Here is an 11,632-nt window from a genome sequence, read left to right as displayed (position 1 = left end):
TCCTGTTCGGGGAGCCAGATTTGGAGAGATACCCAAGTGGCTCAAGGGGACCCTCTGCTAAGGGGTTAGACTGCGTAAGTGGTGCGAGGGTTCGAATCCCTCTCTCTCCGTCCGAATATTACATAGCATGGCCCGTTGGTCAAGTGGTTAAGACACCTCCCTTTCACGGAGGTAACAGGGGTTCGAATCCCCTACGGGTCACCAATATGGAGGCTTAGCTCAGCTGGGAGAGCATCTGCCTTACAAGCAGAGGGTCGGCGGTTCGATCCCGTCAGCCTCCACCATAATCATAGATGTTCTGAATGACGCGGGGTGGAGCAGCCCGGTAGCTCGTCGGGCTCATAACCCGAAGGCCGCAGGTTCAAATCCTGCCCCCGCAACCAATTACCATCGGAGGCATCCGGGTAGATATAATGTGGAGCTGTGGTGTAGAGGCCTAACATGCCTGCCTGTCACGCAGGAGACCGCGGGTTCGAATCCCGTCAGCTCCGCCATCATAACATCATCAGGCTCGGTAGCTCAGTCGGTAGAGCAGAGGACTGAAAATCCTCGTGTCGGCGGTTCGATTCCGTCCCGAGCCACCATGTAAGACTAGTAATTGAATATGCCGCTGTAGCTCAATTGGTAGAGCATCTGACTTTTAATCAGGCTGTCGTAGGTTCGAGTCCTACTTGGCTCAATTTTAGTTTTTAAATGCGGTCATGGCGGAATTGGCAGACGCGCTAGATTCAGGTTCTAGTGGTGTAACAGCCGTGGAGGTTCGAGTCCTCTTGACCGCACCATTAGCGGAAGTGGCTCAGCGGTAGAGCATCGCCTTGCCAAGGCGAGGGTCGCGGGTTCGATTCCCGTCTTCCGCTCCATAATTTGTGCCCTTAGCTCAGCTGGATAGAGCGTTTGACTACGAATCAAAAGGTCAGGAGTTCGAATCTCTTAGGGCACGCCATTTATTACGGGATGTAGCTCAGCTTGGTAGAGCACCTGGTTTGGGACCAGGGGGTCGCATGTTCAAATCGTGTCATCCCGATTTACATAACGAGTCCTTTATCCAATTTGGATAAAGGGCTCGTTATGTTTTTAAGGTATATAATAGCGCAGTGGCGCGATTGCTTGCAGCTACTCCATTTTTTCAGCTGGCCAGAAACGATCGGCTGCTTTTTTTGTGAAGTTTCGAGTCTAACCAAACACTTATTAATACCGGACAGGGGATACAAGCTGCAGGGCAGGCACAAAAGGCTGCAGATTATTATTGGGCGTAACGTTTGAAGATGCAACGGAGTAATAGCGGTGAAGCGCAGCCCCCAACCGGCGTCCCTTCACCGGTTGGGGGCGGTTTTCCTATTAGCATAATACTAACCTGTACATACAGCTGTACAGGCCTTGATGTTCGTTGGAAATAAAGTTTTAGACTCGAGTTATTGATTCCATTCGGTTTGTGAAGAGGAGCAGCTAGCAAGTCGCGGACCCAGCGATCGAAAGATCGGAAGTCAACTTCATCATTACTAAATTCCAATGGATTACCTAGAGCGATGCCACGGAAGTTTACAGCTCTAGCAACATGGGTCTCCTGAGCGATATCTACACCGACAACAAGGTGATTAACGGCAATGTTTTCAATGAGTTGATTTTGCTTATCTTGTGATTTAAACTTCCTAGTAGAGCGACCTCCTGATGTGGGATTTTAAGGGCTGTAGACCCGTGACGTACTCCCATCGTACAGGGGCGCTCTTTTTTATTCAAATTCCAAATTATTCGTTCCACAGGAATTCTAACGGGGTACGATATAATTACCTAAATTATGGTATAATTCATCTAAATAATAGATGGGAGTGTCTATGTGAATAAAATAGAATGGAAAGTTACTAAAAGCCGTCCCACCACAGAACACATAGAGCAAACCGAGAAGAGAATTGGTGTAAAATTTCCAAATGATTTCTTAAACAATGCCATAGACCATCCTGGGGGATGCCCATTCCCATACGTATTTGATGACATGGAAACACCTGAACGAGTGCTGCAGGTTGTATTAAATTTTGATCCCAATGACAAGAACAATGGCTTGTTGCCTACATTTGAAGATTTAAAGGACTATATGCCCAAGATGGTTATTCCTTTTGCGTCTGATCCATTTGGATCTTATATTTGTTTCGATTACCGTAAGTCTTGTATCCCTACAGTTGTATTTTGGGATCGTTCAGTTACAATGACCTTAGATCCAAATGAGATAGAGGAATCAGATCTACTTGAGTCGGTCACACCTATCTGCGGTTCCTTTACTGAACTAATCAATAGCTTATACGAAGTGAAGGTTTGACTAACGGATAACGTTAGCGGAATAACCCTGGGAGCAGAATGACGCGGCATCTGCTCCTGTTTTCATTGAAGTAACTGACAGTTTACATTAACGAAAAAAAAATACCGCGGGGGTATTTTTATATTAGTTTTTATTTCGTTGCTGCAGCAAGATGCCAGATCAGGGTGACTAAATATACATAGGGACGTCTGCGTGAAATGTTTCATACGCCCAAGTGCGATAATATTTAGGAAGGATTATGGATAAAAAATGAGAGAATGCAGGTGAGAGATTGAACTTTGTTTTCATTAAACGATTTTTAATATTAGTAGTAAGTCTTTTCATCTGGTTTATCATTCACACTACTTTCGTGATAATAGATGGGTTGAATGATGAATTGAAACCTGTTGACGTAGCTGTAGTATTAGGAAATAAAGTAGAAGTTAATGGACAGCCTTCTGATCGGTTAAAAGCAAGATTAGATAAGTCCGTAGAACTTTATGATGGGGGCTATTTTACTTTTATCATTGTAAGTGGTGGTATTGGTAAGGAAGGTTTCGATGAGGCAAAGGTTATGAAATCTTACTTAATAGATAAAGGGATACCGGAAGAAAAAATTAAAGAGGATAATAATGGGTACAACTCATATATGACCGCCCAAAATACCAGCAAGCTTATGGATGAATTAGAATTAGACTCCGTTATGGTTATTACTCAATATTTTCATGTATCTAGGACAAAATTAGCGTTTAGAAAAATGGATATTAAAGAAGTGTATTCAGCTCATGCCAATAACTTTGAGTCTAGAGATATTTACTCAATAATACGAGAATTCCCAGTATATTATAAATATCTCTTTAAATACTCTGATTTGCGCTGGTCATTCAACTAACTGGCAGATTAACGTAATACACATCAATTGATAATTTATGGTAATATAAACACTCATTTGATTAAATGAAGGGGGAGTCTTCAATAGTCACAAAAGTTGGGATTCGGAGGAAGCTCATATCCAGTATACTCATGGCGGTAGCTCTTTCGTATATTCTCGTGCTTATTCATGGTTATACTTCGTTTTTCATCTATTTTATGTACTCTGCAATCGGTATCTTAATTATTGGCATGCCTTTCTCTTTTATTGCAGACATGATTGTCTTGAAAATGAGGGGGAAAATACTTGAATTGTTCATGGGTTTAACTTTGCATCTTATATTTGCGGGAGTTATTGTGTATTTGTTTTTACTTACTGAACAAGATGGCTTCCTTTTTAAGTACGCCAGTGTTCTTGTATACTCAGTTTTTATTGCAGCAACAGGCTTATGGTTGGTTGATACGATTTTCAAAAAAATTCGGTTTCCAAGTTAAGCAAAAAAAGGCACATCCTGCGGGTATGACGGATTTAATGCAAGCTATGCTCCAAGATTGTTTAACAACGGGCACTATAGTTCAATACCAGAGGGCTGCCAAATGGAGAGCACTGCAAAACGAATACAGTTTCTGTAAAATGGAGCCCAGTACCCTGTCGGTACTGGGCTTGTTGTATAATGGAAGAAAAGTAAAAGCGAGATGAGTCTGTTGTTGCACGCCGGTAGACAATTAACTACTTCATTCCATGCGGAATTATATAATCTTGTTCCTGAAGAACATTTGTTGCGAAAGATTCGTCGCATTGTAGATTTCAGCTTTATCCATGAGTTGGTCGAAAACAGCTATTGCAAATACTACGGCAGACCTGCTAATGAGCCTGAACTGCTATTTCGTCTTCTCTTTTTGCAGATCCTTTACAATCTTTCGGATGAGCGTATCGTACAGGAAGCTCAAGTGAATCTAGCCTACAAGTGGTTTCTTGGTATTAATCCGGAAGACCTTTTGCCGGATGCCTCTCAATTATCGCGTTTTCGGAATCATCGACTTGGGGCAAGCCAAGTGGAAGACGTGTTGAAGCAAGTGGTGAGTCAATGTGTGGAGAAAGGACTCATTAAGAGTAAAACCATTATTTTAGATGCCACTCATACCCAAGCCGGAAGTCAAAAGCAGCGTCCTTTGGACGTGTTACGGGATGCTGCCAACTTCTGCGAGCGGTTGTGAAACAGCATCCGAAGCTGGAAAAGAAGCTTCCAGCCCTACCACGTGTAAAAAGTGAGCAAGAAGACGCAGCGCAGATCATGCTACATTACTTGGCTAAATTGGGTGAAACCGTAGAGGAACTGCTGCCCGATCATGAAGGAGCGATTAGCGACAAGGTTCAAATCGCTAGACAAATCGTAGAAGACGAGCGACTGCTATCCCATAAAGGCATTCTTTCCGCCATTGATCCAGACGCGCGATTCGCTTGGAAAAGCCAAACCAAATCCTTCTTTGGATATAAAGAGCATTTAGCCATGACGGAAGAAGAGATTATTACAGCGGTCGTAGTCACGCCCGGCAGCAACGATGATGGAAAACAACTACCCTTGCTGTTGTCACAGACGCGAGCAAACGGAATTACGGTAACGGAAATCATTGCAGATACAGCTTATTTTGGCAAAGATAATCTAGCGGAGATGAAAGAAGAATCGATTCAGCCAGTCGTTCCGCTAAACCCTGTTGTTCATCATGGAGGCGAGCGTCAAGAAGGGTTTGAATACAACAAAGATGCGGATTTTGTGATATGCCCTGCTGGTCAGCATAGCACTCGGAAAGCAATGCAAGGAAGTAAACAGAGCGGAAAGAGAGCTCCCTTGTGTTTTATTTTGATGTTGAGAAGTGCAAGACTTGTCCGCAGAGCGAAGGCTGTTACAAACCAAACTCAAAAAGCAAGACATACTCGATTCGCATCATTGCGGAGCACTTCAAGGAGCAGATCGAGTTTGAGCTTAGCGATACGTTTAAAGAGCGTATTAAGCGCAGACCGATTATTGAACACAAAAATGCAGAGATGAAGAGGTTCCACGGTATGGCAACAGCCAAATACCGGGGTCTATTTCGCATGCGAATACAGACGTATCTCACCGCGTTTGTTGTGAATGTGAAACGAATGGTAAACCTAGTCGAGCAAAAGCAGCCCGCCCTCGGATGAGGAACGAGCTGCTTTTTTAGTATTCTCGATTACATTTCCAATTTGAAGCTCACTGTTACTCGAAAGGAAGTCTTTTGCAATGCTCTCCAAATGGTAGCCCTTCGTTCAACTAACGGGCAGATTTGCTCAATCATCGGGCATTATCGGACTATATTTATGGAGAGCGATGGTGCGGCTAATCCGAGGCGTTATGCAAAAGAAGATAATAGTTGGTTGAATCTATCACGCTCCTCCAAAAAAGGGCAATGGCCGCTGTATTGGAATGGAACTAATTGCGAATTTTTAATCAGCTTATTTGTTTCCTGAGCTTGGGTAAACGGAACGACTTTATCATGAATTCCATGAATAATTAATGTGGGCACATCGATCTGTCCAAGATCGTTGTAAACATTCTCGTCTCTTAGCGTGACCATAATGGCGGAAGTCGACCAATTCGCAGCTTGTAAACCCATTAGAAAGAACCATTCGGATTTCGGTTCAGAAATGTACTGAAAGAAAAAAATCCCCGTTTGGTTTTGAAGCATTTTCGGACGGTCATTGTTTGTTTCTTCGATGATTTTATTCGTAAATTCTTTTGGAACGCTTGATGGAGACGCAGCGTCGATCAGGACGAGTTTAGATACCCCGTACCCTTTGTAACGAGCCATATAACGAATCGAGATCGCGCCTCCGGTAGAGTGTCCTGCCAGTGTTATGTTTTTTAGCTGTAACGCTTCGATGACCATACGAAGATCATCTGCTAATCTATCGAAATCGTAACCGTCGAATGGTTTATCCGAATTGCCGTATCCTCTCCAGTCCATTCCGATACAACGATATCCGAGCTTAGGAAGGAAATTGAACTGATATTCGAACTGGTTATGGTTTAGTGGCCATCCATGAATAAAAAGTATCGTTTTATTTCCCTTCGGATTGATGTCCTCTATAAATACTTTTACGCCCGGTTCCACAGTAACGAAGTATCCCAAGTGTATCGCCTCAATTTTTTAAAATGTACTTCCCCATTAAGATATTCGCCCTAGGCAAGGTGAATGCCTAATTTCGGCGTCAAATTGGGTTTAGATAGTGCGTAGAGATTTCTGAGGAATAGCTTGAGTGAAACAATTTCTTCAGATCATTGAGCTAACGGGACACGATAGGTCAATGAAACCACGGAAGAAGCCGACCACAATGATCGGCTTCTTCATTACGCTAACGGAGGTTAATCTCACTACAACCATGTAAGAACAACGGATACCCAGAAAAAAATGACTTGACATTGGAGGGCTCTCCAATGTTAATTTGAATTCATGGATAAACTTTATTCTATACAAGAGGTTTCGCGGATACTTGGGATCCCGAAGGATACACTTCGGTATTATGACCGGATTGGCATCGTATCGCCGTCCCGGGAAGACAATCGGTACCGCAGGTATTCGAAGAACGATCTCATCGATTTAATGAATATTCAAATCATGCAGTATGCGGACTTTTCTCTTGACGAAATCAAGGGTAAATTTGGGTTCCACAGGATGGAGAATGTAGACCCTGCATATTGCCAGGAGGTTGCTGCGTTCCTCGATGAAAAGAATGTAGAGACACGCAAGAAGATTGCCCATCTACAAAAGGTTAGTCAGCTGCTCGACATAGCATCCGAAACGCTAAGGGACTTTAATCATGAAAGAGACCAGCGGCTGGCAGAGATCGTTCGCGAGATTTACCAGGCTATTCGAAAGGAGAAAACGGAAATATTCGAGGAGGGATGTCATGAACATCAGGGTTAGGAATTTTTACTATCTGATTGCAGGCATTCTTGCGATACTGTTTGCCGTTACGCATGCATGGAACGGGCAATCCGCTGTGCTGCCCACACTCTACGTGAGTGCGATAGCCATGGATACCCGGACAGTATTCACGTATGTCTGGCATATCATCACGGCGGAAAATCTGGTCTTCGGCATCGTATTCATTTTCATGTCACTCCAAAGCGAGCGATCGAAGATCTGGTCTGCCGCATGGACGATCGTGTCGCTTCTGATCGTTCGATTGATGGTCATTCTTGGCATAACGGCATTTCATGACGTTTCGGCACTTACGGATACGTTAATCGATTCAATTGCTATCGTAATTTATATCGCCTTCATCATACTGGGCATAAGAATGAAGAAAAAAGAGACCGTAGGTCAGTATCCACCAGTCAAATAGGTGGGAGTGAATCAATGAAGCTTTACTATGTTCTACAGCATAGTAATCATTACGCTAACTGGGAACGATAGCGCAATTACAACAGGCCGCAGATAATTTAGCGGCCTGTTCAGTTAACGGGCAGGTTAGTTTAACTAATTTTATGTTAAAATGAGAAAAAATCTGTTATTGGGGTTGAATTGTGATTAATTCGGCTGAAGAATTTGTTAGGTTAAGGCTTAGTGGTAACATGGAGGAATATCTGAAGGCTGCATGGGATGAAGCACCTTTTGAGGTTTGGTTACAAGTGATTGAAACGTGCCCTGAAATGCGTGAATGGGTAGCACAAAATAAATCAATTCCTGTTGAGATTATGGAAATTCTAGCTGACGATACAGATGAAAGGGTTAGATTTAATGTTGCTTCAAAAAAACGATTACCAGAAAACTTACAATTAAAACTGGTGAAAGATTTAGATAGCTCAGTTAGACAACGAATTGTCTATAACAAAAAAGCGACATTTCGAGTATTAACTATTCTATTAAACGATGATGACGAAGATATAAGAATAATGGCGAAGAACAGGATTGATGAAGGACGACACAGGTAAACGTTAAGCTAACGGGAACGTTAGTTCAATGAAGGACCCTATACAAACGAAGAAGGAGCTGCCACGGCAGCTCCTTTTTACTACTTCACAAAATAATGGATTTTGTACATATATCGATCCTCGATATGAAGTTCATCATTTTACACAATTATACAGACTCAACTCGCTAAGCAAACTACGATTCTTTGAGAATAATGTTTATTTCGTCTGTTTTTATTCTTTTATTAAAATTTATACATTAAATGGTACTAGAGCTTGCTTCAATGCTAAAATTATAAATGAGCGATATATGAGGTGAAAGTTTGAAAAAATATGGGTTGCTTCTACATTGATCTTTCTGATTGACTTGACCGACGATTTTTACAGTGAACTACCTAACGTCGAGGTCTACGAGTTTTCCGTCAACATAAGTGAAGTCCATTTTCGTAGTACCGAAACCTGCCATCGTTTCCGAAACATTCAGTACTTCTACGGAAGGAGCGGTCCATTGTTTCTTTTTCATTCGTTTCACCTCAAAAAAAAGGCTTTCAGATCACTCATCTGAAAGCCCCTTTTATGCTCTTGCCAAAATAATGCTTTTCTATGAATTGAGCATTGAACTAACGGGCACGTTAGTTCAACCACCATGGAGCAGTTTGCGATCCGCAGATGCTCCTTTTTCATTACACTAACGGGCAGAAAAGGAAGAAATACAAAAATTAGAGGATGAAATTTTCGAATGGATTGAGGATTACGGATTTACCGAGGACGTTAAAAAGTATTTTAATAAGAACAGTATTATGTTCAGCTAACGAAGAACTTTAGTTCAACTAGTAATGGAGCAGTATGCTGGCGGCTACTGCTCCATTTGTAATTACTAGCGGGAGGGATAGCGTCAATACTAAGCGAAGTATTAAAAATAAACGGACACTGTCTCGCGGCAAACGGGCAGTTTAACTTCGCTGGCAGCAATGAGGTAGGGGGGCGATTCCCCCTAACTACATCCTAATAAGCAGAAAACCACGTCAATCCGACGTGGTTTTCTGCTTATTAGGGTAAGAGCCCCAAAGGGGGCGAACCCGGGTTCAGTCCGCTCGGACGAAGCGACAGAGTAGGAACACGGCATCTTCATTCACGCTTTCCAAGCCGTAATTACAATACTGCCCATCACATTAGAGAAGTTGCTCATCAGGCGTTCATTTTTCATCATCATGGCAACTACATCTGGTTTCGTGAATAGTTCGTGATCGATTACCCGTAAAGGGTCGTTATCGTTGGCCAGTTGTTTCATATGCACAAAATGAGACGCGGAGTACTGATGAAACTTCGATTTGCTCATCAGCTTCAGCCATTCCGGAACGGTTCGCATATGATGAAGTCCGTAAAACGACTGGAGTTTTTTCTTTTGCACCGTGGTTAATTCTATAGCAAATGCCAGCTCGCGATCGTATAGGACTCCTTTTGGTTTCAGCACTCGCCAGTATTCGCGTATAGCGGAGCTTCCTTGGGTAAAAGCCGTAACCGACTCCGTAAAAACGGCATCAAACGTCTCATCCGGAAAAGGTATGGAAGCGGCATCCGCCTGTACGATTCGGACGGGAAGTTCGCTTATTTTCGCACGGTGAGTCGCTTTTTGAATCATATCCTCGTTCCGGTCTATTGCTGTCACGTTGCAGCCTAAGCTGGCTAAATAACACGCAGTCCGGCCTGTTCCGCATCCTGCCTCCAGCACTTTTGTGCCGCGCGGAAAGTTGATTTCTCCGATTAATTCTTTGGTTGCTTGGAAACCACCTGGATGCGCACTTCCTTCGCCGAGCCGGGCTAATAAAGTATGGTAATCCATCGCCTTTTCACCTCTTCCGCTTCCGATATTCTATGCATAACCTCCGCCATGACTGCACCCATTTTTCACTGTTTTTTTGGATGCTCATTCATCTTTCAACCTTTTGTCATTGCTTGAGAGAATGGACACATCTCGTTTTTTCCAAATAGAAGACAATCGTACAGACCTTATAGCAGATTTTTTCATAGTCTAAGATATACAGATTAGGAGGAATGAAGTTATGCAGGAAGTTTATCCGATTTGCCATAATACGGTCTATCCGTACATCGGACGGAGGGTTAGTGCGGTTACGCATGACGGAAGGCATTTTATCGGAACGATAAAGGGAGTAGAAGACGGTAAGTTAATGCTGGAGGATTGTACTTTTGACAGAAAGCTTTTATCTTTGTCTTCCGTTCGGAACGGAAAGCATTCAAAAAAACAAACGCGCTCCAAGCATAAAGCCAGACTGTCCGGTTATTATGACGATTACGGTGGAGGTTATGACGGTTATGGTGGGGGTTATGGCGGTTACGGTGGAGGCTGTGGCGGTTTCGACGGCGGTTGCTTCTTTTTTCCGTTTGCAATTATTGCCTCGCTTTTCATTTTGCCTTTCTTCTTTATTTGATTGCGGTTGACACGATTTCAAATTGTGAAAAGAGGTATCACGATGGCATCCAGGAAAGCTCCTAAAAAAAGAGAACCTGAGGGAAGAGTTCTTGCGGTTAAAAAAGCTAACCGTTGTATCGGGCAGCCCGTTTGCGTGTTGTTAAATGACGGTAACTGTTATGTTGGAACGGTTCAAGCCATTCATGACCATCAGCTAATCCTTTCCGAAACCAGAAGTTGTGGGAGAGTGAATCTTTCTGATCGTTCCAAGACACCGGAAGTCCAAGTATCGGGACTGCTGGATTCCTTGATAGGGGGAATCGGCGCGCTCAATTCTTTTGGTTCAATGGCAACAGGCTTATTTAAGCCGATGTTATCCGGTCCGTCGGGTTTTTCAGGAGCGGGAATTCAAACAAAACAAGAAGATTCGGAAGGCCCTTCAGGGCCGGCAGGTGGAGGGCAGCAGAGCGGTTTTTTCGGATCTTTTAAACAAATGCTACCGACTTTCCAAGTCGGACTTAATATGGTGAAGACGATTATGCCTTTAATGGGTATGTTCAAAATCTGATGCTTTATTCCGTTTTGTTCAGCCTGCCGGGAATCCACGGTGGGCTATCTTTGTGCAGAAAAGCCGGGCTTTGGGGTTATCCGAATACTTAGTGAGGTTACTATGTTATCAAGTTCTTGTCAAAATGAAATGACAAGAACTTGATAATAATTCCCGACAAAGTGTCTGATGCGAGGAAGAGTCTATATAAAAGCATGACAAGAAACAAATTGTTGTCATGAGATAATGAGTATAGGATCTCATTGATGGCAGCGAGCACATGATCAGAAGCAATTTAATTGAACTAACGGAGAACGATAGTGGAGGAGCTTGCTTCGTGGCAGCTCCTCATTTAGTTTATTGAAGTAACAGGCAGGATAACGCAACAATCTACACATAATAGAAGTCTAATCCCTGGGGACAGTGTTACATTAGACATTAGAGGGGATTTATTATCAAGAAGAAAACAAACGTTATCTTGGCGGTATTTCTTTTATTATTATTTGTAATGGTTTTAACAAAACCATCGGATGATGATTATCATAAATACCTAT

General features: G+C 42.9%; 10 protein-coding genes, 10 tRNA genes and 2 pseudogenes. 18 read left to right on the top strand and 4 right to left on the bottom strand.

Annotated elements, in window-relative coordinates; translation table 11 throughout:
* Nucleotides 1–22 precede the first annotated feature (22 nt).
* The 10 genes from AC0YNZ_RS30935 (at nt 23) to AC0YNZ_RS30890 (ending at nt 1,024) form a co-directional block, all read left to right on the top strand.
* Nucleotides 23–110: transfer RNA gene (locus tag AC0YNZ_RS30935), tRNA-Ser, on the top strand.
* 19 nt (nt 111–129) lie between these two features.
* Nucleotides 130–204: transfer RNA gene (locus AC0YNZ_RS30930), tRNA-Glu, on the top strand.
* A gap of 4 nt (nt 205–208) precedes the next feature.
* A tRNA-Val gene (locus tag AC0YNZ_RS30925) sits at nt 209–284 on the top strand.
* 22 nt (nt 285–306) lie between these two features.
* Nucleotides 307–383 (top strand) — tRNA-Met (locus AC0YNZ_RS30920).
* 34 nt (nt 384–417) lie between these two features.
* Nucleotides 418–494 (top strand) — tRNA-Asp (locus AC0YNZ_RS30915).
* Between the two features lie 14 nt (nt 495–508).
* Nucleotides 509–584 (top strand) — tRNA-Phe (locus AC0YNZ_RS30910).
* Nucleotides 585–695: 111 nt separating this feature from the next.
* Nucleotides 696–782, top strand: a tRNA-Leu gene (locus tag AC0YNZ_RS30905).
* Nucleotides 783–785: 3 nt separating this feature from the next.
* Nucleotides 786–860: transfer RNA gene (locus AC0YNZ_RS30900), tRNA-Gly, on the top strand.
* Between the two features lie 6 nt (nt 861–866).
* Nucleotides 867–943, top strand: a tRNA-Arg gene (locus tag AC0YNZ_RS30895).
* Between the two features lie 7 nt (nt 944–950).
* Nucleotides 951–1,024: transfer RNA gene (locus tag AC0YNZ_RS30890), tRNA-Pro, on the top strand.
* A gap of 423 nt (nt 1,025–1,447) precedes the next feature.
* Here the strand turns inward: AC0YNZ_RS30890 and AC0YNZ_RS30885 are convergent.
* Nucleotides 1,448–1,615, bottom strand: a pseudogene (locus AC0YNZ_RS30885) (IS110 family RNA-guided transposase); the annotation flags it as partial.
* Nucleotides 1,616–1,834: 219 nt separating this feature from the next.
* On the opposite strand from AC0YNZ_RS30885, the gene AC0YNZ_RS30880 reads away from it, so the two are divergent.
* The 3 genes and pseudogenes from AC0YNZ_RS30880 to AC0YNZ_RS30870 all read left to right on the top strand — a co-directional run bounded on the left by AC0YNZ_RS30880 (nt 1,835) and on the right by AC0YNZ_RS30870 (nt 5,348).
* The gene (locus tag AC0YNZ_RS30880) at nt 1,835–2,311 is read left to right on the top strand and encodes an SMI1/KNR4 family protein (RefSeq protein ID WP_475830198.1); all 477 of its coding nucleotides are present in this window, start codon (nt 1,835–1,837) and stop codon (nt 2,309–2,311) included.
* A 376-nt stretch (nt 2,312–2,687) separates the two neighbouring features.
* Nucleotides 2,688–3,182, top strand: a complete 495-nt coding sequence (locus AC0YNZ_RS30875) for a YdcF family protein (protein WP_475830197.1) — start codon at nt 2,688–2,690, stop codon at nt 3,180–3,182.
* Between the two features lie 674 nt (nt 3,183–3,856).
* Nucleotides 3,857–5,348, top strand: a pseudogene (locus AC0YNZ_RS30870) (IS1182 family transposase).
* A gap of 188 nt (nt 5,349–5,536) precedes the next feature.
* Here AC0YNZ_RS30870 and AC0YNZ_RS30865 read toward each other — a convergent pair.
* Complete coding sequence (locus AC0YNZ_RS30865) at nt 5,537–6,316, bottom strand: alpha/beta fold hydrolase (protein WP_475830196.1); 780 nt, start codon at nt 6,314–6,316, stop codon at nt 5,537–5,539.
* 321 nt (nt 6,317–6,637) lie between these two features.
* Here AC0YNZ_RS30865 and AC0YNZ_RS30860 point away from each other — a divergent pair, with 321 nt between their 5' ends.
* The 3 genes from AC0YNZ_RS30860 (at nt 6,638) to AC0YNZ_RS30850 (ending at nt 8,121) form a co-directional block, all read left to right on the top strand.
* Nucleotides 6,638–7,111 (top strand): MerR family transcriptional regulator, encoded by a 474-nt coding sequence (locus tag AC0YNZ_RS30860; protein WP_475830195.1) that lies wholly within the window; start codon nt 6,638–6,640, stop codon nt 7,109–7,111.
* Nucleotides 7,095–7,532: a hypothetical protein gene (locus AC0YNZ_RS30855; protein ID WP_475830194.1), complete on the top strand. Its 438-nt coding sequence runs from the start codon at nt 7,095–7,097 to the stop codon at nt 7,530–7,532. The genes AC0YNZ_RS30860 and AC0YNZ_RS30855 overlap by 17 nt, the downstream gene beginning before the upstream one ends.
* A 181-nt stretch (nt 7,533–7,713) precedes the next feature.
* Nucleotides 7,714–8,121 (top strand): hypothetical protein, encoded by a 408-nt coding sequence (locus AC0YNZ_RS30850; RefSeq protein WP_475830193.1) that lies wholly within the window; start codon nt 7,714–7,716, stop codon nt 8,119–8,121.
* Between the two features lie 370 nt (nt 8,122–8,491).
* On the opposite strand, the gene AC0YNZ_RS30845 is transcribed toward AC0YNZ_RS30850, so the two are convergent.
* Both AC0YNZ_RS30845 and AC0YNZ_RS30840 read right to left on the bottom strand, forming a co-directional pair.
* Nucleotides 8,492–8,623, bottom strand: coding sequence for a paeninodin family lasso peptide (locus AC0YNZ_RS30845; RefSeq protein WP_475830192.1), 132 nt, complete (start codon nt 8,621–8,623; stop codon nt 8,492–8,494).
* A 609-nt stretch (nt 8,624–9,232) separates the two neighbouring features.
* On the bottom strand, nt 9,233–9,943 hold the full coding sequence (locus tag AC0YNZ_RS30840) for a class I SAM-dependent methyltransferase (protein WP_475830191.1): 711 nt from the start codon (nt 9,941–9,943) through the stop codon (nt 9,233–9,235).
* A gap of 220 nt (nt 9,944–10,163) precedes the next feature.
* On the opposite strand from AC0YNZ_RS30840, the gene AC0YNZ_RS30835 reads away from it, so the two are divergent.
* Complete coding sequence (locus AC0YNZ_RS30835) at nt 10,164–10,550, top strand: LSm family protein (protein ID WP_475830190.1); 387 nt, start codon at nt 10,164–10,166, stop codon at nt 10,548–10,550.
* A 42-nt stretch (nt 10,551–10,592) separates the two neighbouring features.
* Nucleotides 10,593–11,099 (top strand): hypothetical protein, encoded by a 507-nt coding sequence (locus AC0YNZ_RS30830; protein WP_475830189.1) that lies wholly within the window; start codon nt 10,593–10,595, stop codon nt 11,097–11,099.
* Nucleotides 11,100–11,632 lie beyond the last annotated feature (533 nt).

It is taken from the genome of Paenibacillus sp. J2L1-98 (genome assembly GCF_056269405.1).
This window is presented reverse-complemented; position numbering and strand designations above follow the sequence as displayed.

Excerpts from the sequence above, each read along its gene's own strand:
- AC0YNZ_RS30845 (WP_475830192.1), bottom strand. The coding sequence starts at position 8,623 with ATGAAAAAGAAACAATGGACCGCTCCTTCCGTAGAAGTACTGAATGTT.
- AC0YNZ_RS30835 (WP_475830190.1), top strand. The coding sequence starts at position 10,164 with ATGCAGGAAGTTTATCCGATTTGCCATAATACGGTCTATCCGTACATC.
- AC0YNZ_RS30855 (WP_475830194.1), top strand. The coding sequence starts at position 7,095 with ATGAACATCAGGGTTAGGAATTTTTACTATCTGATTGCAGGCATTCTT.
- AC0YNZ_RS30840 (WP_475830191.1), bottom strand. The coding sequence starts at position 9,943 with ATGGATTACCATACTTTATTAGCCCGGCTCGGCGAAGGAAGTGCGCAT.
- AC0YNZ_RS30860 (WP_475830195.1), top strand. The coding sequence starts at position 6,638 with ATGGATAAACTTTATTCTATACAAGAGGTTTCGCGGATACTTGGGATC.
- AC0YNZ_RS30830 (WP_475830189.1), top strand. The coding sequence starts at position 10,593 with ATGGCATCCAGGAAAGCTCCTAAAAAAAGAGAACCTGAGGGAAGAGTT.